Annotated in this window: 21 protein-coding genes; 8 read left to right on the top strand and 13 right to left on the bottom strand. The window is 52.4% G+C overall.

What is annotated here, in order from left to right:
* Positions 1 to 5: 5 nt before the first annotated feature.
* The 5 genes from pstA to AB4Z33_RS17515 all read right to left on the bottom strand — a co-directional run bounded on the left by pstA (position 6) and on the right by AB4Z33_RS17515 (position 6850).
* Positions 6 to 881, bottom strand: coding sequence for a phosphate ABC transporter permease PstA (pstA, locus tag AB4Z33_RS17535; RefSeq protein ID WP_442051144.1), 876 nt, complete (start codon positions 879 to 881; stop codon positions 6 to 8).
* Between the two features lies 1 nt (position 882).
* The gene (gene pstC, locus AB4Z33_RS17530; protein ID WP_442051173.1) at positions 883 to 1746 is read right to left on the bottom strand and encodes a phosphate ABC transporter permease subunit PstC; all 864 of its coding nucleotides are present in this window, start codon (positions 1744 to 1746) and stop codon (positions 883 to 885) included.
* Positions 1747 to 1946: 200 nt separating this feature from the next.
* Positions 1947 to 2951, bottom strand: coding sequence for a PstS family phosphate ABC transporter substrate-binding protein (locus tag AB4Z33_RS17525; RefSeq protein ID WP_442051143.1), 1005 nt, complete (start codon positions 2949 to 2951; stop codon positions 1947 to 1949).
* Between the two features lie 101 nt (positions 2952 to 3052).
* Complete coding sequence (locus tag AB4Z33_RS17520) at positions 3053 to 4357, bottom strand: methyl-accepting chemotaxis protein (protein ID WP_442051142.1); 1305 nt, start codon at positions 4355 to 4357, stop codon at positions 3053 to 3055.
* A 423-nt stretch (positions 4358 to 4780) separates the two neighbouring features.
* Positions 4781 to 6850: a beta-galactosidase gene (locus AB4Z33_RS17515; RefSeq protein ID WP_442051141.1), complete on the bottom strand. Its 2070-nt coding sequence runs from the start codon at positions 6848 to 6850 to the stop codon at positions 4781 to 4783.
* Positions 6851 to 6995: 145 nt separating this feature from the next.
* Between AB4Z33_RS17515 and AB4Z33_RS17510 the strand changes: the two genes are divergently transcribed.
* From AB4Z33_RS17510 to AB4Z33_RS17490, 5 genes are read left to right on the top strand one after another with little or no spacing between them, the layout of a single operon-like run.
* Positions 6996 to 7823, top strand: coding sequence for an AraC family transcriptional regulator (locus AB4Z33_RS17510; RefSeq protein WP_442051140.1), 828 nt, complete (start codon positions 6996 to 6998; stop codon positions 7821 to 7823).
* 37 nt (positions 7824 to 7860) lie between these two features.
* Entirely contained in the window at positions 7861 to 9039 is a 1179-nt protein-coding gene (locus tag AB4Z33_RS17505; RefSeq protein WP_442051139.1) for a M20 family metallopeptidase, read from the top strand.
* The gene (locus AB4Z33_RS17500; protein ID WP_442051138.1) at positions 9036 to 9815 is read left to right on the top strand and encodes a threonine/serine exporter family protein; all 780 of its coding nucleotides are present in this window, start codon (positions 9036 to 9038) and stop codon (positions 9813 to 9815) included. The genes AB4Z33_RS17505 and AB4Z33_RS17500 overlap by 4 nt, the downstream gene beginning before the upstream one ends.
* Positions 9816 to 9818: 3 nt before the next feature.
* Positions 9819 to 10295 (top strand): threonine/serine exporter family protein, encoded by a 477-nt coding sequence (locus AB4Z33_RS17495; RefSeq protein WP_442051172.1) that lies wholly within the window; start codon positions 9819 to 9821, stop codon positions 10293 to 10295.
* A 22-nt stretch (positions 10296 to 10317) separates the two neighbouring features.
* On the top strand, positions 10318 to 11256 hold the full coding sequence (locus tag AB4Z33_RS17490) for a phosphotransferase family protein (protein ID WP_442051137.1): 939 nt from the start codon (positions 10318 to 10320) through the stop codon (positions 11254 to 11256).
* Between the two features lie 7 nt (positions 11257 to 11263).
* On the opposite strand, the gene AB4Z33_RS17485 is transcribed toward AB4Z33_RS17490, so the two are convergent.
* Positions 11264 to 12133 (bottom strand): lipoate--protein ligase family protein, encoded by an 870-nt coding sequence (locus tag AB4Z33_RS17485; protein ID WP_442051136.1) that lies wholly within the window; start codon positions 12131 to 12133, stop codon positions 11264 to 11266.
* A gap of 94 nt (positions 12134 to 12227) precedes the next feature.
* On the opposite strand from AB4Z33_RS17485, the gene AB4Z33_RS17480 reads away from it, so the two are divergent.
* On the top strand, positions 12228 to 13094 hold the full coding sequence (locus tag AB4Z33_RS17480; protein ID WP_442051135.1) for a helix-turn-helix domain-containing protein: 867 nt from the start codon (positions 12228 to 12230) through the stop codon (positions 13092 to 13094).
* Between the two features lie 44 nt (positions 13095 to 13138).
* On the opposite strand, the gene AB4Z33_RS17475 is transcribed toward AB4Z33_RS17480, so the two are convergent.
* From AB4Z33_RS17475 to AB4Z33_RS17465, 3 genes are all read right to left on the bottom strand, one after another.
* On the bottom strand, positions 13139 to 13861 hold the full coding sequence (locus AB4Z33_RS17475) for a response regulator transcription factor (RefSeq protein WP_442051171.1): 723 nt from the start codon (positions 13859 to 13861) through the stop codon (positions 13139 to 13141).
* 125 nt (positions 13862 to 13986) lie between these two features.
* On the bottom strand, positions 13987 to 15762 hold the full coding sequence (gene pnpS / locus AB4Z33_RS17470) for a two-component system histidine kinase PnpS (RefSeq protein ID WP_442051134.1): 1776 nt from the start codon (positions 15760 to 15762) through the stop codon (positions 13987 to 13989).
* Positions 15763 to 15795: 33 nt separating this feature from the next.
* Positions 15796 to 16728: a bile acid:sodium symporter family protein gene (locus tag AB4Z33_RS17465; protein WP_442051133.1), complete on the bottom strand. Its 933-nt coding sequence runs from the start codon at positions 16726 to 16728 to the stop codon at positions 15796 to 15798.
* A gap of 209 nt (positions 16729 to 16937) precedes the next feature.
* Between AB4Z33_RS17465 and AB4Z33_RS17460 the strand changes: the two genes are divergently transcribed.
* Entirely contained in the window at positions 16938 to 18071 is a 1134-nt protein-coding gene (locus AB4Z33_RS17460) for a YfbR-like 5'-deoxynucleotidase (protein ID WP_442051132.1), read from the top strand.
* A gap of 27 nt (positions 18072 to 18098) precedes the next feature.
* On the opposite strand, the gene AB4Z33_RS17455 is transcribed toward AB4Z33_RS17460, so the two are convergent.
* Complete coding sequence (locus tag AB4Z33_RS17455; protein ID WP_442051131.1) at positions 18099 to 19040, bottom strand: substrate-binding domain-containing protein; 942 nt, start codon at positions 19038 to 19040, stop codon at positions 18099 to 18101.
* Positions 19041 to 19284: 244 nt separating this feature from the next.
* Between AB4Z33_RS17455 and modA the strand changes: the two genes are divergently transcribed.
* A complete protein-coding gene (modA, locus tag AB4Z33_RS17450) occupies positions 19285 to 20100 on the top strand; it encodes a molybdate ABC transporter substrate-binding protein (protein ID WP_442051130.1) in 816 nt (271 codons plus the stop codon).
* Positions 20101 to 20505: 405 nt separating this feature from the next.
* On the opposite strand, the gene AB4Z33_RS17445 is transcribed toward modA, so the two are convergent.
* Genes AB4Z33_RS17445 through AB4Z33_RS17435 form a run of 3 tightly spaced genes read right to left on the bottom strand, consistent with a single transcriptional unit; the run spans position 20506 to position 25582 of the window.
* On the bottom strand, positions 20506 to 22125 hold the full coding sequence (locus AB4Z33_RS17445; RefSeq protein ID WP_442051129.1) for a glycoside hydrolase family 3 protein: 1620 nt from the start codon (positions 22123 to 22125) through the stop codon (positions 20506 to 20508).
* 20 nt (positions 22126 to 22145) lie between these two features.
* Complete coding sequence (locus tag AB4Z33_RS17440) at positions 22146 to 23774, bottom strand: response regulator transcription factor (RefSeq protein ID WP_442051128.1); 1629 nt, start codon at positions 23772 to 23774, stop codon at positions 22146 to 22148.
* The gene (locus AB4Z33_RS17435) at positions 23771 to 25582 is read right to left on the bottom strand and encodes a cache domain-containing sensor histidine kinase (protein ID WP_442051127.1); all 1812 of its coding nucleotides are present in this window, start codon (positions 25580 to 25582) and stop codon (positions 23771 to 23773) included. Before AB4Z33_RS17435 ends, AB4Z33_RS17440 begins: the two co-directional genes overlap by 4 nt.
* Positions 25583 to 25827: the final 245 nt, after the last annotated feature.

Below are 25827 nucleotides of genomic sequence, written 5' to 3'. Positions count from 1 at the left end.
CGTTATTAAACGTTTTTGCTATATTTGTTGCGAAGCAGTATAGCCGAGAAATTCATAAGCAGCAGCAGCGCCAGCAATACGATAATGCCGCTTGYCGCAAGCTCCTGAAACTCCACCTTAGGCTTGGACAGCCAGTTGTACACTTGAATCGGAATAACGGTGAATGAATCCGTAATGCCCTTCGGCAAGTAAGCGACGTACGTAAGCGCGCCGATCATAACAAGCGGAGCCGTCTCCCCGATCGCCCTCGACATCGCGAGAATAACGCCGGTCAAGATGCCGGGAATAGCCGACGGCATTACCGAGCGAGCCACGGTTTGCCACTTCGTCGCGCCTAGAGCGAACGAGGCGTCGCGGCGAGACTTCGGCACGGCGCGAATCGCTTCCTGCGCCGACACAATGATAATCGGCAGCACGAGCAGCGTCATCGTAAGTGCGCCTGCGATCAAACTCTTATCGAGCGCCAGCAGCCTTACGAACAAGGCGAGGCCGAGAATGCCGTATACGATCGAAGGAACGCCGGCAAGCGTACTAATGTTGAGCTGAATGATCCTTGTGAAGCGGTTTTTGCTTGCGTATTCCTCTAGGTAAATCGCTGCTCCTACGCCGAAGATAAAGGAGATCGGCGCCATAATGAGCAGCATATAGATCGTGCCGACAAGAGCGGACTTCATGCCTGAGCCGTCTGCCTTGCGGGACGGGAAGTTGGTGAACAAGTCTGGCTGAAGACGTGCAACACCGTCGATCAGTATGTCGATAAGCAGAGCGCAAAGCGCGATTACGCCGATCGAGGTTGCCGTAACGAACAAGATATGCAACAGCCAGTCCGTTCTGCGGCGGCCGGCAATCTGCTTGCGGTTCGCATCGTGAAAGATGTTCATATTAATACTCCTCCCTGAATCTTCTTGCTACGTACTGGGCAAGAATATTAAGCAAGAACGTGATGACGAACAACGTCATGCCTACTGCAAATATCGAGCCGTATTCGACAGTACCGTGCGGCGTATCGCCTAAGCTGACTTGAACGATGTAGGCGGTCATGGTCTGAATACTATCCAGCGGATTCATCGTCATGTTCGGCGTCGATCCCGCTGCAAGCGTCACGATCATCGTCTCGCCAATTGCACGTGAGAATGCAAGTACAGCAGATGCTACGATACCCGATAATGCGGCAGGTACAACGATTTTAAGGGCAACCTCGAACCTGGTAGCTCCAAGCGCATAAGCGCCGTCGCGCAAGCTGCGCGGTACGGACGACATCGCGTCCTCGCTTAGCGARCTGACCATCGGGATAATCATGATCCCGACGACAATTCCGGCGCTGAGCGCATTGAATATGCCGGCGCTTGGGAAGATGCTTTGAATAATCGGCGTAATCAAGCTTAGCGCAAAATAGCCGTATACGATTGTCGGCACGCCGGCGAGCACCTCAAGGATGGGCTTTACGACTTTTCGTACTTTTTTGGGCGCATATTCCGATAAGTAGATGGCACTTGCAAGCCCGATCGGCACGGCAACAAGACAAGCAATGACGGTAATCATCAGCGTTCCGGTAAGCAGCGGCAGCACTCCGAAGCTCTTAGGCGGGATTAGCGGCGACCATTTCGTTCCGAACAAAAAGTCCGTTATCGGTATCGTTTTGAAAAACTGGATGGTTTCGGTTAACAATGTCACAACGATTCCGATCGTTGTCATGATGGATACGGACGCGCAAAGAAACAGCAGGATTGGCATTACTTTGTTCATGATGCTGACGCGCTCGTTTTTGAAATTGTATGCGTCGACTTTTACGGTAGTGGTTTGCGCATTATCTTTGCTTTGCAGAGCTTCGCTTTGCATGCCGGCGGCCTCCTTCTTGCCATTTACAATTCATTAACATATGCGGCGTGAAAAATGTGATGTCTCGCGAGACATCACATATTCATCACCAAGTACGAGCTTATTTATTATTGGATTTTGGCAGCTTCTGTTGCGTATTGCTCATCTGGCAACGATACGTAGCCAACTTCGCCAGCCAATGCTCCGATGTTTTCAATGTAGAACTTAGCGAATTCTTTCACTTCAGGACGCTCAAGCTCTTTGTTGTTCAGGTAGATGTAGAGCGGACGGGACAATGGCGCGTAAGTGCCGTCTTTGATCGTGTCGTACGTAGGCTCGATTGGGCCGGAACCGCCGTCAACCGGAACGACTTTCAGCTTATCGGCGTTTTCTTCGAAGTATGCGAAGCCAAAGTAACCGATGCCGTATTTGCTGCCTGCTACACCTTGAACGAGTGCGTTGTCGTCTTCGCTGAAGCTGATTGCTTTATCGTTGCGAATGCCTGCTTTTTCAAGGATTGCTTCGTTGAAGTAGTCATAAGTGCCGGAATCAGCACCTGGCGAGAACATAACGATCGGCTCTGCAGGCCATGTGTCGCGAACGTCTTTCCAAGTAGCAACCGTGCTGCCTGTTGTGAAGATTTTGTTCAATTCTTCAACCGTCAGGTGGTCTACGAAATCATTTTCTTTGCTAACGACAACCGACAAACCGTCGAATGCTACCGAAAGCTCCGTGTATTCGATTGCTGCGTCCTTACAAGCTGTAGCTTCTTCGTCCTTGATCGGACGCGATGCGTCTGCGATTGCAATTTCGCCAGCGCAGAACTGCTTGAAGCCACCGCCTGTGCCGGATACGCCGACTGGTACGCGTACATCCGAATGCTCTTTGTTGAACTCTTCAGCCGCTGCTTCCGTTAATGGAAACACTGTGCTGGAACCGTCTATTTTAATTTCGCCCGACAGCTTAACCGCTTCTTCAGTTGGCGCATTGGTTGCCGTATTGTTCGTTGCTGCTCCGCCATTATTCTCCGAACCGTTATTTCCGCTATTGGCGTTATTGCCGCAAGCTGCTGCGAATACGATCAACATGGACATCATCAACGTTACTACAACTTTCTTTTTCCCCTTAAACAACTCTACCACTCCTCTTAATTTGTCTAGTATGTGTTTTCCCTAACGAGTTCAATACTACTAGCCGTTTGTAAATCGGGTACTCTCTTTTTGTAAACTTCATGTTAAAAATACGACTGCCGCAGTTTCTCCATTTCATCGGCGACATGAATCGACTGACGATGCGCTTGCTCCGACAGTTCTCCGACTTGCTTCGCGCTTCCGCGATTATCCGCAGCCGCTTGGAACAAGCGATTGAACGCTTCAACCGCGGCGAGAACATACGCTTCGCTGGCCGTCGTCTCTGTCCGCCCCGATCGCGTAAGCGCCGCCGTCTCGCCGATCGCATCGACGATCGACTTCGTCAGCATCGTAATCTCTCCGGCCAGCTGCTTCGTCTGGCCTGCTAGTTTCATAACCTCGCCGGCCACAACGGCGAAGCCGCGCCCGTGATCGCCCGCACGCGCTGCTTCTATAGAAGCATTGATCGCGAGCAGATTGCTTTGGTCCGCCAGCTCGCGGATCACCTTGGACACGCGGCTGATGGAACCCGCTTCCGCTTGAAGCTCGTTCATGCGCTGCTCTTGACGCTGTGAGGAGTTCGCTATCGATACGAAAGCGTTGCTTACCTTGTCCAGCTCGTTCTTGCCGCTTAACGTCAGATCAACCATCTCTACAGACAGCGATTCCCCTTGTTCGGTTGAGCCTCGGACTGCGCTTGCCGCCTGCTCAATCTGCCTTACCCGCTGTTCCGCCGATTCAATGATGCGGCGCTGCGCATGAACCGCTTCCTGCTGCAGCTCTCTCGACATCTTAAGCATGTCCGAAACGGTCAGCACGCCAGCCAACAATCCGTCCTGCTGCGTCACGATCACGCAATCATATAGGATGCCCTCATCGCGGCTGAGCGCGCTGTCGATGATCTGCTGCGGCGCATCCGCTCTATGTACCATTAACGGGCTTGTATCCATCAGCTTCGTTACAGGCTTCTCATAGTACAGATCGGCGCTGAACCGATGACCCAGCTTTAAGAAAAACCGGTTGCGCATCATGAGACCGACCGGAATCTGATCACCGCTTCGTATGACGACTACGCACTCGCAATCGGGATGCTGCTTGAACACGCTTATCGTCTCGCGGCAGGTGCGCTCTTCTTCAACGGTCGGCGCCCCGCGCATATAATCGGCAATCCGAACGGACCGCTCCTCTGTCATTTCATCTGTTGTTTCTTCTTTAGCTGTTAATGATGTTTGRTTAAGTTCTCTTTCAATAAATAGGAGCTCCGATTGTACCAAAGCTTCTGTTGCAGCTTCGGAAACGGCCTCTGCGGCAGGTGGTACAACTTCAGCTGCAATCGCTGCCGAAGACTTTCCTTCTTCGTGCTCAACCACTTCTTGCTTCATTTGCTTATCCAGAACGGACACCGTCATTCACGATCACCCTTCCTTCCATATCCTCTCAGAAACACTATAGGTCTCAAGCATCAACTGTAGAGGCGCGAAATGTTATCGGAATGTTAAATTCGACAATAATTGATAAATAGATTTATGAGTTGCCAGTCTGCATGATCGAATGTGAGCTGTAAGTGCCCATGTGCTCTTATGGCGAAGGAGTAACTTGGTGGGACAGCCTGTAAGAGCTTATGTGAGCTTACAGGCCCAGTTTGAACAAGCTACTTATTCGAATGTGAGCTGTAAGTGCGTATGTGCTCTTACGGCGAAGGAGTAACTTGGCGAGGCGGCGTGTAAGTGCGCATGTGCGCTTACAGAGGCAGTTCAACCACAACGCAAAAAAACTGTGCAGCACGTACGTCTTTCGTACGTGCTGCACAGTTTGATTGGAATATTAGAATGTTACTTCGATGCGCGCTTCAGAAGCTTCATGCTGTGGCCTTCAAGATCAATTGATGAGCCTACAGCCGCACCTGTCAGCAGTTCCGTGTAAACGCGGCCGTCCAGCTCTACCGATTTGCTAGCATCCGTGAAGTTCGAGACGAATACAAAGTCTTGCTCGCCGTCCGTACGAAGCTGAGCGGTTACGCCTTCCGGCAGCTCGGACTCGATGACGCGTTTCACGCCAGCTTGCTCGAGTACGCTTGCCGTCAATTGTTTAATGAATTCATTGTCATTGCGCGACGCAATATAATACGCTTTACCCTTGCCAAGCTTGTTCACCGTTACGGCTGGACGTCCTGCATAGAAGTCTTCACCGTATACTGCGAGCGCCTCAGCGCCTTCGAGATGAATAAGGTCGCATAGCTCGCGAGCAGTAAACTCGCCGCCGAAGCCTAGCTCGTTGCCTTCGTTCATCACGACACGGTTCGAGTCGTGATCATGGAGCGAATCGATCTCCTCCGACCAGATGCCCAGCGTCTTGCGAAGCGGACCTGGGAAGCCGCCAAGGAAGCAAAGGTCGTTCTCGTCGACAATGCCGCTCCAATAAGTCGCGATGAACGTACCTCCGTTCTCGACGAAGCGTTCAATGCGCTCGCCAACGCCCGGACGCACCATATAGAGCATCGGCGCGATAAGCACCTTATAAGAATCGAAGCTGCATTCGGAATCAATAACGTCAACCGATACACCCAGATCCCACAGCGGACGGTAATGGTTGTGCAGCGTTTGCTCGTAGTGCAATCCGCCGTTGCGCGGTCCTTGCGAATCTTTCACCGCCCAGCGGTTTTCCCAATCGTTAATAAGCGCTACTTCCGGCTTCACCGAAGTGCCAACGACTTCCGTCAGCTTCTCCAGCGTCTGTCCAAGTTCGGACACTTCGCGGAAGACGCGTGTGTGCTCGTTGCCGACATGGTCAACAACCGCACCGTGCAGCTTCTCGCTCGAGCCCCTGCTCTTGCGCCATTGGAAATATTGAACCGTGTCCGAGCCATGCGCTACCGCCTGCAAAGAGGACAAGATATGAACGCCCGGACGCTTAAGCTTGCTGACCGGCTGCCAGTTCGTCATGCTCGGCGTGCTTTCCATCAGCATGAACGGTTTGCCGCCTTTGAGCGAGCGGAATACATCATGGTTAAAAGCAATCCAAGATGCCAGCGAGCTGTCGTCGCCAAAGTTGTCATGCCATGTCGGGTAAGCGTCCCATGAAATCATATCGAGCAGGTCGCTGAACTTCCAATAGTTAAGCGGCTCGAAATCAAGCATGAAGTTAGTCGTAATCGGCAGCTCCGGATTAGCGGCACGCAGCGGCGCAATCTCATGACGGCAGAAATCGACCGTTTGATCAGTTACGAAACGTCTCCAATCCACGTTTTGACCATGAACAGCATTCTCGCCGCGCGCAGTAGGGGATTCCACCTGCGTCCAGTTCGTATACGTGTGGCTCCAGAACGTCGTCCACCATGCATCGTTGAGCGCTTCGAGCGATCCGTATTTATTTTGCAGCCAGCCGCGGAATGCGTCCTGACAGTAATTACAGTGGCACTCGCCGCCGTATTCATTGGAGATATGCCAGCCGATAACAGCCGGATGCTGCGAATAACGTTCGGCCAGCTTGCTGTTCATAATCTCTACCTTCTCGCGGTAAACCGGCGAGGAGAAGCAGTGGTTATGTCTAGCGCCATGCAGATTGCGAATGCCGTTCGGAGCAACGCGCAATACTTCCGTATATTTCTCCGACATCCAAGCCGGACGCGCGCCGCTTGGCGTTGCCAGCAGGGCAAAAATACCGTTCGCAGCGAACTTGTCCAGCAGCGTATCCAACCACTCGAAAGTGAATCGGCCTTCCTCTGGCTCTAGCGCCGCCCATGCGAAGATGCCTACCGACATCACATTGCAGCTAGCCAGCTTCATTAAGCGTATATCTTCCTCCAGCACCTCGGGATACTTCTGCCATTGGTCCGGGTTGTAATCTGCTCCATGCAGCATTTGCGGGATCTTGCCGCTGATCGGCGGGAATTTTGTTGTCATGATATGAGCCTCCTATATCGTCTTGTGAATCGTCGTAATTGGGTAGACTATAATGATATTCATATTATAAAATGAAAGCATCTCCATTAAAATAATAGTATTTTCGCATAGATATCAAAATATGAAACAGGAGTGCTGCATAAAGATGGACACGATGGTCTTCCCGACGCTTACAGAAGCCGATACAACGCTTCCTCTCTACCTTACGAGCATCGGTCATTGGAGCAACCAAGAAACGATCGACCGTCCTGACGGATATCCGCATTTTCAGTGGCTGCAGGTCATGAACGGAGCAGGCATTCTTCAGGTCGGCGAGCATAAAATGTCTGTTCAAGCCGGACAAGGCTTCTGTCTCTTACCGGGCGATCCTCATGCTTATTATGCAACGGAAGAGCCCTGGGAAATCTTCTGGCTTAGCTTTCGCGGCGATCTATCGGAAACGATGCTGCGGCAAGCAGGGATTAAGCAATCTGGCGTCTATTCGACAGCCGATCATGATATGATGTTGACACATATGAAAAACATCTTTGCGATGACGCAATCAGGCCGCTCTTTTCTCGGCTTGGAATGCTCTAAGCTCGTTTACATGTTTTTGCTTGATTTGATGAAAGTTATTCTCGTAAGCTCGCAATCGGCGGAGCATCATATATTGAAACTGAAGCCGGTGCTGAAGTATATTGAAGACAACTATGACAAGCTTATTACGATCAAGGACTTAGCCGCTTGTATCGACATTACGCCGCAATACTTATGCCTGCTATTCAAGAAAGCGCTGAAGATGCGGCCGCTGGAATATGTGAACCGTGAGCGCATCAACCGCAGCAAGGAGCTTATGTTCCATGAAAGCGATATTAAGATGAACGAGATCGCAAGGCGGGTCGGCTTCGACTCCCCCAGCTACTTCAGCTCGGTATTCAAGCGGCTTGAAGGCCTTAGTCCTGAGCAATTCAAAAAAATTCACGGCATGCGGTAAAATGAGACTAACGATATGAGGAGGCATATTCTCTGCGATGACCAACAAACAGACTGTTTTTAGTACCATAGACGAACATGCCGAAACTTTCCGCTCTATTTCCCGCTCGATCGGGAGCAGGCCGGAGCTTGGCCATGAGGAGTTCTTCGCTGCGGAGCTGCTAACAAAGGAGCTTGCGCGCTTCGGCTTCGAGGTTACGCGCGGCATTCTTGACATAGAGACTTCTTTCATCGCCGTTTACGATTCCGGCAAGCCTGGTCCTACTGCGGGCTTTCTTTGCGAGTATGACGCCCTTCCGGAGATCGGCCACGCTTGCGGGCATCATCTCATCTGCTCGATGAGTATTGCGGCGGCCGTTGGACTGAAGTCGGTGATCGATCAACTAGGCGGCCGAATCCGCATCTACGGCACGCCTGCCGAAGAAACGAAAGGCGCGAAGGTGCCGATGGCTGCAGCCGGACTATTCGATGATTGCGACTTCGCCTTAATGGCGCACCCTTATTACACCTTCGAGCGCTCCGGCGAATCGCTTGCGCTTGACGCGATTCAATTCGAATATACAGGCGTTGCCGCTCACGCAGCGGCAAGCCCATACGAAGGCGTGAATGCGCTCGATGCGGTGCTTATGCTGTTCAACAGCATCAACGCGCTTCGCCAGCAATGCCGCAGTGACGCTCGCATTCACGGCATTATCGACAACGGCGGCAAAGCGCCGAATATCATTCCCGATTATGCTTCGGCCAAGTTCTACGTGCGCTCCGCTTCACGCACCTACACGAACGAGCTAACAGAGAAGGTGCTGCGCTGCGCCGAAGGAGCCGCTCTGCAAACCGGATGTACGCTAACCACGAACAAATATGAGTTCTCGTATGACGAGCTGCTTACGAACGAAACACTGTCGGCTCAATTCAACCAAAATCTGATTGACGCTGGCATCCTACCCGAAGAAATTGCATTCGGCAAGGACCACGGATCCCTCGATCTCGGCAACGTATCCGTTCGCTGTCCGGCCATTCATCCCTACGTCAAAGTAGTCGAGGAACGATTCCTGCTGCACACGGAAGCGTTCCGTGATGCGGCTATGACAGAACAAGCGTACGACCGCATGTTGTTCAGCGCCAAAATGCTTGCTGCGACGGCTTATGACGTATGCGCCGATCCAGCCCTGCTCGCTCGCATCCGCGAGGAGTTCGAGCGGCAGACGAAGCAGCCATGACGGCAAACGCTCAGTCTACCGACGATAACGGCCGCTGCGACATCTCGCAGCTCTGCTTGCTGGCAGGTAAGATCATCCTCCAGAACGGCGGCGAAACCTACCGCGTGGAGGATACGATGGTGCGCATCGCTGCCGCCTGCGGCGTCTCGCAATCGCAAAGCTTCGTAACGCCGACCGGCATTATTTTCGCCATCGAGGGCACTGCTCATACAACCAGACTCATGCGTATCTCTGAGCGGTCGACCAATCTGTTGAAAGTTACGCTTGTAAACGATATTTCGAGGCAGATTAGCCGCGGAGAAGTGACGCCCGAGGAAGCCTATCAGCTGCTCCAGCGCATCGATTCAGGCGACGGCGGCTACAGCTACCCGAGTTGGCTGCGGGTCATCACCGCCGCGATTGCCAGCGGCTGCTTCCTCATTATGTTCCAAGGCGTCTGGTCGGACTTCTGGCCCGTCATCGTTTGCGGCGGCATCGGCTATTTATTTTTCGTGACGCTCCACCGTATCGTCCCGATTACGTTTTTCGCCGAATTTCTGACCGCTGTCCTGATCGGCCTGCTGTCCGTCCTTACCGTCCATGTCGGCTTCGGCACCGACCTCGACAAAATTATTATTAGCTCCGTCATGCCGCTCGTTCCCGGGCTTCACTTAACGAACGCGGTGAGGGATCTAATGGCAGGACATCTGGTATCCGGCCTGTCAAAGGGGGCGGAAGCTTTTCTGACCGCCTTCGCCATTGGGGCCGGCATCGCAGCGGTGCTTTCATTTTATTAACGGATATGGAACGAGAAGCTTGAGAGGAGAAGGGACGGAGTGGACATATTCGCACAGCTCGTAACGAGCTTTATCGCTTCTGCTGCATTCGGCCTCATTTTCAACGTGCCCAAAAACGCTTTGCTGCAGTGCGGCGCCGTCGGCATGCTCGGCTGGCTTATCTATGTAATGGCTACCGAACTTGGCATGGATGCGATACCGGCTACGCTGATCGCCGCCTTCATCGTCTCTGTCGTCAGCCAGCTGTTCTCCAAGCTGTATAAAATGCCGATGATCGTATTCAGCGTGTCCGGCATCATTCCGCTTGTGCCCGGCGGCATTGCGTACGACGCCATGCGCAATGTCGTGGAGAATCAATATGATGCCGCTGTAGAGCTAAGCGCCAAAGCGTTCATGATCTCAGGCGCAATCGCGATCGGCCTTGTATTCTCGGAAGTGATCGGTCAAATGATCAAACGCTCGGAGCGCCAGCGGCAATAATCGGGGGAGGGGACAGGAGAAGATGGATACGTCATGGATTGATCAATACGGCAACGTTATTGCGTCTCGAATTGTAAGCAGACAAATCCTATACAAAKGAATGAACGGGAAGTCGGTTGAACGAATTCATCCAACAGGCGCAGACAGCCTCATCTTCAAGCCGCTTACGAATGACAGCCAGTCCGGTGCAGAGGCATGGGTGTATGAGCATATATTGCCACGCTTGCAGCCGGTCTACCCGATGCTGCTGGCGAAGTCGCCAAAAGATGCCGTCCCCGAGCATAGCTGGACGCTTTATGAGGATCTTGGTCCATTAAGCCATCAGTTCGAGCTCAGGGCGTCATTAGCATTAATACCGCATATCGTCTCTTGGCATGCATTAGCGATCAATATCCCCGCGTTCTCTTCCTTGCAAGGCCCAAAACCGAATGCTGATCATGTTGCAGCGGAGCTTCTGGAGAATCGCGCTAGCTGGTTTAGCTTAGCCTCGCAACTCCAACTTCCGCAGCATGACATCAGTCTTGTACTCGATACGCTAGAGCGCGAGGGGCGTAAGCTGCTGCTCGATCAACCGCTCGTTTTGTCGCATGGCGATCTTCATCTAGGCAACTTCGCTATCGTTATGGGCAACCTTAAAGTGCTTGACTGGGAACATGCTCATTTGAACATCCCGTATTGGGACTTGTATCATGTCATCGACATGTCTCATCCTACATTTCCGAAGGAAATGACCATTGCTCACAGAGAGCGTCTGCTAGACGAATATGTAGCTTTGGCTGCAACGACGCCTGCCGAGTTCAAGCGAGGTTATTATTTGTTCGCAGCCGTCTACTCGCTATGGATGCTCCGCCTCATCGCCAAGGATATCGAGTCCGATGCCGGCATCTGGCCGCTGCACCAATTGCGACGACAGCTGGATGAGACAATCGCCAGCTTCCTCCAATGCGCCCAAAGCTTATGAGCTCCTGCTAATGCGAAGTGCTGGCATATCTGGCTCGCAGCGCTGCAATATCCTTCTCCAGCTCCTCGGCCGCAGGCATCGCGAGCCGTTCGGCAGCGCTTGAGAGGCCTGCTTCCGTCTGTCCCCCACTCACGATTCGCCGCAGCTGCTGCGCGAACGCTTGACCGGCCTGCGGCCCTAGTCCCGCAAGCTCTTCCAGACTGGCTGTACTGCCAGCCTCCACGATCGGATATTCGCCATTATTACTTTCCGCTTCCGTATCGGAAGCACCAGCTGCCCGCTCATAGAAAGAACGCACAAGCTTCGCCCGTTCCGCTCCCGAGCCTTCCGCGACAACGAACGCCTGCACAATGAACGCATGCGTCTGCCTGCGTTGCGCAATGCCGCAGAACTTCAGCCCGCCAATGCTCAGATCGTAATCTCCCGGACAATAAGCGCCTTGGATTTCTCCCTTGTCCACCTGTCTTCCCGTCATCCGCAGCGCATCCTGAATGAAGCGGTACATCAGTTCAAAGTCATTATGGTAGTGCATGTGGTTGACGCTAGGCTTCGGCATAATAAGCGAAACATTGACGACGCCTAGATCTAACGGAACGGCCGCTCCTCCCGAATGGCGTACAGCCGTGCGCCAGCCTCCAGCTTCAAGCCACCCGCGCGCCTCGTCMGCATGGGGGAGCCTGCTGTCACGCATTCCGAGAATGAATGCTTGCGGATGGCGCCATAGATGGCATATCGCCGGGCCTCCTTGCCCCGTTCGTCGACATAACCAGTCGTCAAGCGCGAAGGCGTGCAGCGGATCAAGCTCCCTCACCTCGTTCATTCGATCGAGCAAAAGCATACCGCTCATCCTGTCCTTCAGCTCCTGTTGCCATTCCATGATACTTACGCCCTCCCTTTCCCGTATTGCCTTTGATAGATTTCAGCACTAAAATATAAGTATTGCAGGCCGCGCGCCAAGGAGGACAATTTGATTGGAAGCCTTTAACGAGAAGGTAGCTTATGAGAACCCTTTGCTATCGATACGCGTATTCCGCTCCATCCGCAATGAAGAGGGGCTAACGAATTGGCATTATCATAAGCAGTTGGAGCTGCTGCTCGTTCTCGGCGGCGAGCTTGACGTCTACGTCGAGGAAGAGCACTTCCATCTAGCAAGCGGCGATGTCGTTCTTATCGGCGCATCAGAGCTCCACCGCGACCGCAGCATCGGCGTTCTCGACTATATCGTGCTTCAATTCGATTTGGAGCAATTTTACGATCAGAGCACGATTCCTTATATGCGTTATTTTTCCGAGACACAGATGCCGTTAAGTAAAGCGAACTATATTTTCCATCTGAATCATACCATTAAGCAGCAGACCGCTTCATTAGCGAAAGAGATTCTTGAAGAGGCTACCCGCAAGGATACCGGCTACGAGCTTGCCGTGAGCATACTCATTAAGCAGATTCTATTGCTGCTGCTGCGCGGCGACAGCCGCAAGGTGCTTACGCTGCAAGAAGACTTCGACCGAACACGGCTGCGCCCGGTGCTTGATTATATCGAGACGCACTTAACCGACCGCATTCAGGTTGAAGAGGTATGCAAGATCGCCAATATGAGCTATTACTACTTCGTCAAATATTTCAAAAAAACGATCGGCCTCTCGTTCACCGAATATGTCAATTATCGCAAAGTCAAATGGGCCGAGCGCATCCTGCTTACGAAGGATCTCAGCATATCCGAGGTCGGCGAGCGAATCGGCATGCCCAACATGGCTCACTTCTACAAAATGTTCAAGAAATACAACGACTGCTCGCCGAAGCAATTCCAGCGCAAGATGCTTGTATGGAATAAGCAATAACGCAAGCCACTCGCATAGCGGAAGACAAAAAAAGCTCGTCCACCCTATACTTTGGGGGAGGCGAGCTTTTTGGGCATTACGAGCTTGTAGCCGACGCCGCGAATCGATTCGATCTGAACCGATTGCTGGCCGAGCTCCAGCTTCTTGCGCAGGGAGCTGACATGAACGTCAACCGTGCGTTGTCCGCCGATGTAATCGAAGCCCCATACGACATTCATAAGATCGTCGCGCGTAATGACCATTCCGGGACGCTGCACAAGATACAGCAGCACTTCGAATTCCTTCGGCCTAAGCGGGATCGACTCCGCATTCAGCACGACTTCGTACTTATCGGGATAGATGGACAGATCGCCAGCCGTTATTACCTTCTCCGAAGTCTGCAGCGGCTTCACATCGCCTTCCTGCGTGCGGCGAAGGACGGCGGATACGCGGGCCAGCAGTTCGGCAACGCCGAACGGCTTCGTAATGTAATCGTCGGCGCCGTGCTTCAACCCTTGCACGACTTCCTCCTCTGCATTGCGCGCCGTCAATATGATGACCGGCGTTCTGACGCCATTCTGGCGTAGTCTGTTCAGAATTTCGAAGCCGTTCAAGCCCGGCAGCATAATATCTAGAATAACAAGGTCGAAGCTGCGCTGCAAAGCCGTCTGCAGACCTTCTCCGCCGTGATCAATGACCGTTGTTTCATAGCCTTCCTGCGTCAGGTTGTACGACAACAATCGCGCTAGTGTCGGTTCGTCTTCAATTACGAGCACTTTATGCGGCATACTTACCTCCAACTTCGCGAACGGAAAACCCGTCCGCATAGTATCGAATTCTCCTATAGTTTATCACGGTTTCATAAAGAATAGGTAAATGTTTTTGTCATCGGCGCGCAGACACGCCCCCGTCCCTAGTGCAGAACGGGCAATTCAATATCAAATGTCGTCCCGACGCCAACGGTGCTCTCCACCGTAATCGTCCCTTTATGCAGCTCGACGAGATGCTTCACGATTGACAAACCAAGCCCCGTGCCGCCTGAACTGCGTGAGCGGGCCTTGTCCACGCGGTAGAAGCGCTCGAAGATGCGCGGAAGGTCTTTCTTTGGAATGCCGATGCCGGAATCGCTAATTTGGAAATGAATATGCTCTTCGCCGCGGGCATGCACTTTAATCGATACGCGGCCGCCCTCCGGCGTATAGTTGATGCCGTTCGCAAGCACATTCATCATGATTTGCCGCAGCCGATCCTCGTCCGCTTCCATATAGAGGCCTGGCTCGATCTGCATATGGAGCTTAATATTTTTGCGCGCCGCTTCCGATTCAAGCAGCGTTACCGTCTTCGAGACGAAGGAATCGAGCTCAATCGGCGAGAAAATAAGCGGCACGCGGCGCGACTCGATCTTGGACAATTCAAGGATGTCGCCGATTAACCGATTCAACCGATCGCTCTCGTCAAAAATAATTTGCAGGAACGATCTCGCCGTCTCCTCGTCCTTCACGACACCGCCAAGCAGCGTCTCCGCGAACCCCTTCACCGCTGCGATCGGCGTCTTCAGCTCATGTGATACATTCGCTACGAATTCGCTTCTCATCCGCTCCAGCCTGCGGATCGCCGATACGTCCTGCAGCACGAGCAGGACGCCGGTGAACACGTGCACTTCCCGGTGAATCGGAACGACGTTCAGCTCCAGCAGCCGCTCCTCAGGGAAGTAGAACGTAATCTCCTCGCGAAGATGCTCCCTCGTRTCGAGTCCCTCTTGAATCATTTGCGCCAGTTCATACTGCTGCTTCGCTTCCGCGAAGTGACGGCCGACAAGCTCGCGCGCGGAGAAACCAAGCACTTCCTCTGCGCGGCGGTTCATAAGCAGAATACGCCCTGTTTGATCGATCATAACGATACCGTTAATCATATTGTTCAATACGCTCTCGAGCTGTCCCTCATTCTCTCGAATGCGCGTCATTTGCTCATTCAGACTGTCTGCCATTGCATTAATAGCATAGCCAAGCTCGCCTATCTCATCCTGCTTCGTTACTTTGACGCGCGCGGCGTAGTCCATATTTTTGATCCGCTTAGCTACCTTCGTTATTTGCTCCAGCGGTCTCGTCAAACTGAGCGCTAATCGATAGCTGATCAACGCTACAATAAGGAACAACACGAGCAAGCCCATAATGAGCACCGCCGTCATCCTGTGGATGCTTTCATCGACCTGCTGCAGGCTCATTGCCAGCCGAATAATATAAGGCTCCTCGCCTGGAATAACCGACACCGGTATCGCGACATAGATCATATTTTGACCGATCGTTTCGCTCTCCCGGATCGATCTTCCCGTGCCTGACTCCAGAGCCTCTCTTACCTCCGTCCGGTCTAGATGGTTGTCCATCTTCTCCGGCTCGGTATCCGAATCGCCAAGTACGGCGCCGTCGCTCCGTATGAAAGTGACCCTAGCGTCCGTATAACTCTTCAATTCCTTCGCTTCTTTATTGTAGAAGACGTACAGCTCGTCGAGATTGCCGGATCTCCAATCCATCTTCGAGGATATGATGCGCATCTCGCGAATCATATTTTCCTCCAGCGCCTGGATATGATTATCCTTGAACGTCTTCGCCATGAATACGCCTGCCGAGCTGACGGATATAGCAACCATAATGATCATAATAAGCGTAAGCCGATTGCGAAAGCTGTTCATCTCTTTCTCTCTCCTTCATCTTCTTGCCTGCCCCTATCGTACCTGCGATGGCTTAGGTTTGCCAGCCGTCTTATTGTTAAGTTTTTGTAAAATGTAATGGTGAACGGTCGCGAGCGGCTGCTGGATCAGGATCGACAGCACGACAGGAACTGCCGTCAAAGGACTGAAATAACCAAGCGCCAGCACGATGCCAAGCGAGATGTTGCGCATGCCGGTTGCGTACGATACCGTAACCTGCTGCTCACGGTTGCGGAGCTTCGCCGTTCCGATAAAGCCGAGCGCATAGCAAGCTCCAACCAAGAGGACGGTAAGCGGTATAAGCGTTGCCATATCCTCCTTGAGCTTGTCCAGATGGGGCGCAATAGCTGAAGCATTCAGCGCAACGACCCCTACGAAGCAAAGTTTGGACAGCGGTGCGGTATACGGCATGACGATGCCCTGGATGCGCCCTTTGCTGAACTGATTAAGCGCGACCCCGATTATAGTAGGCAGAACGATTAAGATGAACAGATCGGCGATAAGCGGTCCTGCTTCGATCTCTACCGCTGTATTGAAGAACAGATGGATGCCCGCCGGAACAACAAGCGGACTCAGCGCCGAATCAAGCACGACCATCGCCAGCATAAGCGGCACGCTGCCGCCCGACAGCCCTACCCATAGCACCGTTGAGACGCCAAGCGGTATGATGGTGAATAATACGAGTCCGATGACGTACGGCGAATCCGCTCCGTATAGGAGCGTACCTGCCCCATAAGCGAGCAGCGGCGACACGATGTGAGCGATAACGAACGTAAGCGCCATTATCCCCGGCCGCTTCGCGACCTCGCGCAGTTGAGTCAAACCGCAGCCGATAGCCATCGTCAGCGTCACATAAGCGAACATATACGGCACAGCCTTGATTAACGGCTGCAGGCTAGACGAGAAAATGAAGCCGAGAATAAGCGATCCGGGTATGATAACGAACATCCATTTTTCAAAAATCCGATTGAAAGCAAGTCCTAACTCTCTCGTAAGTCATCCCATCCTTAATGGTTTGCGCAGCATACACGCTTGCTGAGCGTATCCCAGTTGTATCTATTCGGTTCAGATGATAAGCATTATAATAACATAGTCGGGCATGTTGCAGCCCGAATAGATGCGCCGACGCAATGAGGCGCTGCTAAGGAAGTGTTGATATGAAAAACGGTAAATTCACGAACACGATCATCCGCATGCAATACGTCCCGCGATGGAGCGAATACGCGCCAAGATTCGAGGACAACGCGGCAAGCCATAGCTTCCGATGCGCTGCGTTATCGATCGTTATCGCCGCAGCCGAGGATCATCTATATAACAACCCTATCGACAAGCTGAAGCTGCTCGGACGCTGCCTATGGGGCGATCTCAAAAACACGGGCACAGGCTCTATTAAATACGTTACGAAAAAAGAAACGCTCGTCATGAACCATATCCGCTCCTTCGAGAAGGAGCTCAGCAAGGAGATCGTCTCCTACTTGTCCAAGTCGCTGCAGCCCGCCGCGGCCGACTTCATCGTGGACGCCCAAGACGACACGTTTGTCGGACAATTGGTCGAGGCAATCGATACCTTCGATGCGATGCTCTTCTGCCACCGCGAAGCGAAGTACGGTTCGAATCCGTTCTTCCAAGCTAAGTACGAGGAGCTGCGCCAGCTGCTGGCAGGCTCCAAGCAGCAATCGATCGTGTGGCTGCTCTCCGAATACGAGAAGCAGGAAGGCGTTGCCGCCTTCCTTGGTTATATCGTTGATCTCGATACGGTCAAGCGCTGGAACGGCAGCTATAACCTCGTGCCGGATAATGATGCGACACATTCTTTCCGCGTCGCATCGCTTGCCTTGTTCAACGGCCTGCTCGAGCGGGAGCGATTCGGCCGCCAAGCGGAGTTCGACCTGTATGAGCTGGTCGCAAAGGCAGTTCTTCACGATCTGCCGGAGGTGCTGTCCGGCGATGTCGTGACGAACTTCAAACATAACAATGAAGAGATTAAGCTCGCCTTCGAGCAATATGAGAAGGAAACGGCCGCGACTATCGTTGAATTGCTGCCTGCTGTCTTCCACAAAGAGATGACCAGTTACATCGTAGACAGCAAATCGGATGATTACGCAGGCGAAATGGTCGATATCGCCGATAAGCTCGACGCGTTAATCAAGGCCGGTCTGGAAATGCGCAACAATCCGCATTATGCGGAGACGTACTATCAGCAGTTGATCAAAATTCAGCATCGGTACGAAAACCCTTGCGTCATCTTTTTCCTCGCTTACATTTTGCATGACTTAACGATTCGAATCTAATTGGACAATAATGATTCCCGGCTCAGCTCACTTGCTGTCCAGAAGAACCGCACCGGTGAGCGAAAGATCGTAACCCTGTATCGATCGCAGCTCCTCTTGATAAGAGGGGGAAGCAACGATTGATTGAACGAGCTCAATCCACGCTATATTTTGGGGCGTTTGCAGCATGACTAGGTCGCAGCGCTCCTTCGCAAGCGGTATGAACTCCGCCCCTACGATGTAAGCCGCCTTCTCAATGCCGACTCCCGCATCTGCCGCTCCCGTTACTACTTTCCCCGCTACGCCCAAGTGATTCGATTCCTCATCCTCATACCCTCTCACACTGTTGCGTGATAGTCCATGCAGCCTCAGCTGTTCATCGAGCAGCACCCTAGCTCCCGAACCCTTCTCTCGATTCACGATTCGAACATCGTTTCGCGACAAATCTGCCCAGCTGACAATATTTTTCGGATTCCCTTTTTGCACATAAAGCCCGGCAGTACGAGTAAGCAAGTTAATGACGATATAAGGGAAGCCGACGAGCAGCTTCCGTATGTAAGGCAAGTTATATTCGCCTGTATCCCCATCCAGCAGATGCGTGCTAACAATATCAGCCCGTCCTTGATACATGGCGATCAAGCTGTCCATGCTGCCCATATGAGAGCGAAGCGGACGATATTCTTTCGTATGCTTCTCGATATGCTTCGATAATATATCGAGACTCACATCCTGTCCTGTAATGACGAGGCTGCGAACATCGGTGGCTGCCGTCTGCGCTTGACCGCTATGCGGCATAACGTTCGTCATTCGGCTATTGCTCCCTTTTGCCCGATGCTTGTACCGCTCAAGATCGTCAGCATCCACACGCATCTGACGACCGACGCGATAGGCGGGCAGCTCGCCTTTCTTTATTAAGTCGTACACCGTTAGCTTCGAAATGCGAAGCAGCTTGGCGATTTCTTCCGTCGTATAGGACACTTGTTCCGTCATTCCTTCACCTGCTTCCGCAAGCGTAAACGATTGCCGCCTCCGAGAGCGGCCCTAACCCGTTTCGCGTTGAATACTAAACCAAAGTATATCGCAATCATTGATTTCTGGCATCATATTGCGTCCATTCATATTTAGTTATATCTATTTATATCTAGTTATAACAAAACATATTTATTTATAATCAAACATATGTTAACATAGCTAACAAATAGATAGATACATAATGGAGAGGAAGAATCGATCAATGAACAAAATAACCAAATGGCTAACGCTAGCTTTGCTCGCCGCGGTAATCGCAATTGCCGGCTGCTCCAGCAATACGCCAGCCAACACCGACGCGGATAACAACGCTCCGTCGAAGAAAGTCGAGTTGCTTATCTCGGCTGCGGCCAGCTTGACAGACAGCTTGAATGAACTTAAATCCGCTTATGAGCAAGAGCATAATAACGTCACGCTAACATTCAACTTCGGAGCATCTGGCACGCTGCAGCAACAGATCGAGCAAGGCGCTCCCGCAGACTTATTCCTATCCGCAGGTACGAAGCAAATGAAAGCCTTGGTCGACAAGCAGCTTATCGAGGAAGCTCAGCAAGTAAATGTACTCGCGAATGAACTCGTGGCCGTTGTGCCAACAGATTCAGATTTGGCGCTCGGCACGATGGCGGACTTGTCCCAAGCAGCACTTGGCAAAATAGCGGTAGGCGAGACAGCAACCGTACCGGTAGGCGGCTATACGAAAGAAGCACTCGAATATTACAAGCTATGGGCAGCCGTACAGCCTAAGCTTGTCTTCGCCAAGGACGTTCGGCAAGTATTGACCTACGTGGAAACAGGCAATACCGACATTGGCTTCGTCTACGCCACAGACGCGCTCACATCCGACAAAGTGAAGGTAGCGTTCAAAGTAGACGCAGCCAGCCACAAACCGATCGTATACCCAATCGGCATCGTGAAGGCGACCAAATATCCCGATGAAGCAGCAGCGCTCTACGATTACTTGCAAAGCGATGAGGCGATGGCCGTGTTCACGAAATACGGCTTCACCGCTCCCGGTCAATAGCTTCAACCTACTCCAGTGATCCTTCACACACCTTTGCTTAAATAACCGGAAAAACTCCCGTTATATTCACGTCCAAGACCAATACCTGGCTGCTTAACTGGAAAAACTCCTGTTATTCCCTCCGGTTTCGCCCTATGCAGCTATTTCAGGTAAATATAACAGGATAAATTCCCGTTAATGGTTTCTGCAACTTGAAATACACGATAATAACGGGAGTAATTCCTGTTAATCAGAGCTATTGCAATCAATCATAGGCGAGTTAAACAACAAATGTGTCCAATGAACATGCGGCTTCATACTGCCTGAGCCGATGGGATGGAAAACTTCTGTTTTCAAAAGTCAGATTACTAGTAAAAAACGGCTGCCTCACGAAGCTCATAGCTTCGAGAGGGAGCCGTTTCCATATTATAACGCCGATGCGCCAGCGCTCCAGCCGAACGGGTAGTCGCTAGAAAAGTCGAGCGGCAGCTTGCCTTGCGGGATAAGCTCACCGACGAGCGCTTTCGCCGCAGCCGCTAGTGCCAGCGGTCGGCATTCGTAGACCGCGATGTACGCAAGCACATCCGGATAGAGCAGCAGATCAAGCGGGTTGCGGACGGATACCGCAACTGTGCGTTCGCCTGCGAGCTTCACAACCTCGCGCGCAATGTCCCGCTCCGGCGGGTGCTTAGAAGCGTCATAGGTGACGACGACGATTTGCTCGAATGTATCGAGCTCTGCCAGCGCGTGACGATCGCTCAATCTACGTTCCACTAGATTCGAATGAAACTGACCAAGGAAATCGCCAAGCGTACCTTGACCTGACAGCATCTCGTCAGCTACCGATACCGGCACGATATCCGGCCACAGGACAAGCGTTCTCGCTGCTTTGCTCAGCGGGAGCAAGCCGCCTTCGTTCTTAACAAGCGTCACGGATGCTTCGCTCCAACGCGCGGCTACCGCTTGATTGTCCTCCGTGGCAATCTCCCTCCGTGCATCTTCCCATGGAAGCAATGGCTCATCGAGTGCCAGCTTTTCCTTCAATGCCATGACGCGGCCTACGGCTTCGTCAATCCGATCCATCGCAAGCTCACCGCTCTCCACCGCGCTTGCGACAGCTTCCAGTGCAGCCAATTGCTTCTCGTACGTATGGCTGACGAGCACCATATCCGCTCCGGCCCGCAGCGCCTGTACAGCGCCCGGTCCCGGACCATAAAATTCGTCGATTGCGCTCATCTCGAGGCAATCGGTCACGACGATGCCGTCGTAGCCAAGCTCCTCGCGCAGCAGCCCGGTCAACACCGGCTGCGACAGCGTCGACGGCACGCCGCTCGGATCAAGCGCCGGCAAGCATACATGCGCCGTCATAATACAATCCGTTCCGGCTTCGATCGCCGCTCGGAACGGCTTAAGCTCGATCGCGTCGAGACGCGCGCGATCATGGAGCAATACCGGCAGCGCATGATGCGAGTCTACCGACGTATCGCCATGCCCTGGAAAATGCTTCACCGTCGCGGCAATGCGCGCCGCCTGGTAGCCTTGAACCGCCGCCGCGCCCAGCTCGGCAACGACCCCCGAGCGGTCGCTGTACGAACGAACGTTAATAACCGGATTGTCCGGGTTATTGTTAACGTCAATGCACGGCGCATAGTTCATCGTAACGCCGAGCTTGCGAAGCTCCTCGCCGCAGACTCGCGCCGTCTCGCGTGCACCTTCGGCTTCACTGGCAGCACCTAACGCCATGTTGCCCGGCATAAGCGTCACGCCCTCTACAAGCCTTGCAACCATGCCGCCTTCTTGATCAATAGCGACGAATACAGGCGGCTTGCCCGCATCGCTTGCGATGCGCTGCAGATTGCCGCTCAGCTCATGCACCTGCTGGGCATTCACGACATTACGGGAGAAGTAGATCGTTCCCCCGATCCCATATTCGCGAATTAGAGCCTGAATCTGCTCCGTCGGCTCCGTCCCATGAAAGCCGAATACGAACAGCTGTCCGATCTTCTCCTTAAGACTCCATTGCTTCCAATCGCGCTTAATAGACACCGCTTTCCCATCCTCTCTCCTTATAACGTATCTGTCCCCTGCTCCCCATCTTGATGCTTGCTTCTATAATCCGTCGGATTCTCGCCCGTATATTTCATGAATACTTTCGTAAAATACCGCCGTTCCGCGTATCCTACCTCTTTCGCAATCTGAGCGACGCTCTTCTGCGTATCGGCGAGCATGACTTTCGCCCGCTCCATCCTTTGCCTCGTTACATATTCGATGAACGTCTCGCCGAACGTCTGCTTGAACAGCAGGCTAAAGTACGACGTGCTTAGGCCCACATGCGTCGCCGCTTCCTCCACGCTAAGATCGCGGTATAGGTTGCGATCCAAGAACGATCTTGCCTCGGCCATCGAACGCTCCGATTGCTTCTTCTTATCCATTGATTTCTCGGATACCGCGCTTGTCACTTGCCTGATGACTGACAACAAATCCTTAATGCCGAATCTGCGGTCCAACCTGCGCCACAGCATATCCTCCTGCTCGCGGGTAAACACGCCCATTTCCTTCATCTCCCGCATCAGATGCAGGACGAAGAAATGGAGCAGCGGCTTCACCCGGCCGAGACTCGGCTCATTCATCTGCTGGAGCAGCAGCGTCACGCTCTGCAATTCGAAATCCACGGTGATCGAATCGCCGCGCTTCACCGCGCCGATAATTTTCTCCGCCGTATCCCAGAACGCTTGATCTGCCTTCGACGATCTCATCTGCTCCGATGGATAGACCGCCATGACATCGTGCACGGGTGTAAGCTGCATGCCTTGCTGTACAACCTTATACGCACTGGACAAGTCTGCTACAGAGGCGAATTCTCGGAATATGCCGGCGAATAGGTTCAGCTTCACATGACCGCTTACGGTAATGAGCAGCATCTCCGTCCACTCTTTGATTTGAGCCAAATTGTATGGAATATCTTTATCCACCTCAATCAGCACGCACCACTCGCCATCGCGAATTTGTATGACCGCATGGTGAAGCGACTGCTGATGCAGCTTCTCGCGAAGCACGTTGCACACCGCGAAGTTCCACAGCTTACGCTCCTTGTCGGACCAGTCGCGCCAATCCTTCGTTTTCTCCGAGCTGACGTCCAGATCCAATACAATCAAGACGAACTGTTGCTCCTTAAGCTGCTGTTCATCGCCTGTAAGCAGCCAATTGTCTGCCGTCACATCAGTATAATCCATGATGATGTCGTACAATATTTTTTCGCTAGCAAGATCGATCATTCGCCCCAGCTTCTGCTTCTCTTCGAGCTTCTGCTTCTGCTTGTTCCGCTGGTTCGCCATAATGCGGGCAATGACGCCCGTCAGCTCATCGTATGGAATCGGTTTCAGCATATAATCATTGACGCCATATTGAATGGCGGTACGCGTATAAGTAAAATCTTGGTATCCCGAAAGCATGATGATATCGCAAGCTATTTCTTTCTCGCGAATATGGCGGACAAGCTCAAGACCGTCCATAACCGGCATACGAATATCGCATAGCAGCAAATCTATCGGCCCTTGTTCCATCAGCTCGAGCGCCTCGACGCCGTTTTTGGCAACGCCAGCTACGGTCAAGCCAAGCATTTCCCAGGGGATGACCTTTTCTAAGTTTCGTGTAATATGTGCTTCGTCGTCGACTAAGAGTACTTTACCGCTCATTGCTGTTCACCTCTGCTCTTTGGAATGACGCAGCGGATAACGGTACCATATCCCTCGCCGCTGCAAATCCATAAACCGAAGTTCGGTCCGTAATGGATACGCAGCCGGTCCGCTACGTTTCTAAGACCAAGTCCTCTTCTTTCGCCAAGCTCCGCTGCATTCTGACCCTTGCTTGTTGGACTTGAACCCTGCGCCAGCTTTTGCAATACGCTTTCGCTCATCCCGACTCCATTGTCGCGGATGAACAACACAATTTGGTGAAGTTCAACACGCACTTCGATCGTGATAACCCCTTCTCCGTCGCCATATCCTTCAAGTCCATGCTGTATGCTGTTCTCGACAAGGGGCTGGAGCGTCAGCTTCAAAATCGAATAATCGAGCGCTTCATCCGGAACGTTCATCTCGTACGTGAACAGCTCCTCAAAGCGGTATTTCTGAATTTCCAAATAGCTTCGCACATGCTCAATTTCTTGCGCGATCGTAATTTCCTCGGAATGATGCATGCTCGTACGCAGCAGGTTGCTCAGACGGCGAACCATCAGCATAATCTTCTTGCCTTCGTTCTGAGCGGCAAGCGCATTAATGGACTCCAACGTGTTGAACAGGAAGTGAGGCTTGATCTGCGCCTGCATAAGCATCATCTCCGCATGCTGCTTGCGCTGCTGCTCTCTGCGGACCTCATTAAGCAAACTGCCGATTCGCTCGACCATGCTATTGAAACTATTTGCGAGCAGCACCGTCTCATCCTTGCCTTGGGCGGTAATACGAATATCCAATAGACCTTGCTCTACAAGACGCATTTTGCGAACGACCTTAATAATCGACCTCGCTACGCGGTTAACAAAGAATACGTTGAACAATATCGCCGAAATAACGCCAAGCGCCGTAATCATGCCGATCCACTGCACGAATCGTACATTCTCGTTCGTCAGCGAATTCCACGACTTAATCGAAACGAGAATCCACCCGCTCCGATCGAGCTGATAGGACGAGACAAGCGCGTCAATCGTATCGAAGGTCTCGCGCGAGCTCTCGTAATTGACCGTATTTTGCAGCTTAAGCGCCGTGTATTCGTTGATTTTGTTGCCCTGCGCTTCTCCCATGCTGTCCAGCATAATGAGTCCGCTATTATTAATAATCATATAACGCGTTTCTGGCACATCGCTATCGGGATTCTGGAAAGCTTTGAGCATGCTCATCACTTCTTCGGTCTTGTACTGCGTAATCATAACGCCTAGATCGTTGAACGTCTCAATATCCTTTACGACGCGAAGCTGAGTAAACAAGGGCGGGTCAACACCCGTCAGCTCTCGCTGCTCATAAGGTCCGATCCATAGCGGACGGCCCCCTAGCGCTATCACCTCGTCATAGATCGAATGCAGCTTGAACATATCGAAGGTAATCGGCTTAAACGTCGTCGGATCGTTGCGATAGGAGCGGAACATCGTACCGTCCTTCGCGTAAAGCACGACGAAGCTGACCGCCGGATGCTGGAACAGTATCCGGTTCATCTCCTTCTCCGCCTGATTAATCGCGATGAGCGTACTTGGATCGATTGCCGTATAAGTGCTGTACTTGAGCGTATCCTGAACCTCGGAGCTTGTCAGATTGCCGTCTGACAGTTGATCGAGTTCCCGGAAGAAATAGCGGATGTTGCCTCCTACCGCCTTGAGCGAAATTTCCGTCTGCTCGCTATATTTTTCCTCAAGCAGCGTTTCTGAATTCAGAAACGAGWAGATGCCGAGGCCGATCATCGGAATGACGATCAGAGCTATGAATGCGAGCATAAGCTTCGGTCTCRAGTTCATCTAGGGAGCCTCCTGGTTGGTAACTAGCATAAACAGCAGATGCCGTCCATGGACGGCAAGCTGCTTCTGATTGAAAAGCGATTCTATTAACCTTTGACGCTGCCCGCAGTCATTCCTTCTATAATCTGACGTTGCAGGAACACATAGACGATAAGAACGGGAATGATACTTATAATTACGGCAGCCGATAGGGAAGCAAAGTTCGTTCGATAACCGTCGTTAAAGGTCGCCATGCCTGTCGGCAG

It is taken from the genome of Paenibacillus sp. 2TAB19 (genome assembly GCF_052115185.1).
Lineage (GTDB): Bacteria > Bacillota > Bacilli > Paenibacillales > Paenibacillaceae > Pristimantibacillus.
This window is presented reverse-complemented; position numbering and strand designations above follow the sequence as displayed.

Coding starts and splice junctions, on each gene's coding strand:
- AB4Z33_RS17515 (WP_442051141.1), bottom strand. CDS start 6,850: ATGACAACAAAATTCCCGCCGATCAGCGGCAAGATCCCGCAAATGCTG.
- AB4Z33_RS17510 (WP_442051140.1), top strand. CDS start 6,996: ATGGACACGATGGTCTTCCCGACGCTTACAGAAGCCGATACAACGCTT.
- AB4Z33_RS17505 (WP_442051139.1), top strand. CDS start 7,861: ATGACCAACAAACAGACTGTTTTTAGTACCATAGACGAACATGCCGAA.
- AB4Z33_RS17500 (WP_442051138.1), top strand. CDS start 9,036: ATGACGGCAAACGCTCAGTCTACCGACGATAACGGCCGCTGCGACATC.
- AB4Z33_RS17475 (WP_442051171.1), bottom strand. CDS start 13,861: ATGCCGCATAAAGTGCTCGTAATTGAAGACGAACCGACACTAGCGCGA.
- AB4Z33_RS17465 (WP_442051133.1), bottom strand. CDS start 16,728: ATGTTCGTTATCATACCCGGATCGCTTATTCTCGGCTTCATTTTCTCG.
- AB4Z33_RS17460 (WP_442051132.1), top strand. CDS start 16,938: ATGAAAAACGGTAAATTCACGAACACGATCATCCGCATGCAATACGTC.
- AB4Z33_RS17455 (WP_442051131.1), bottom strand. CDS start 19,040: ATGACGGAACAAGTGTCCTATACGACGGAAGAAATCGCCAAGCTGCTT.
- modA (WP_442051130.1), top strand. CDS start 19,285: ATGAACAAAATAACCAAATGGCTAACGCTAGCTTTGCTCGCCGCGGTA.
- AB4Z33_RS17440 (WP_442051128.1), bottom strand. CDS start 23,774: ATGAGCGGTAAAGTACTCTTAGTCGACGACGAAGCACATATTACACGA.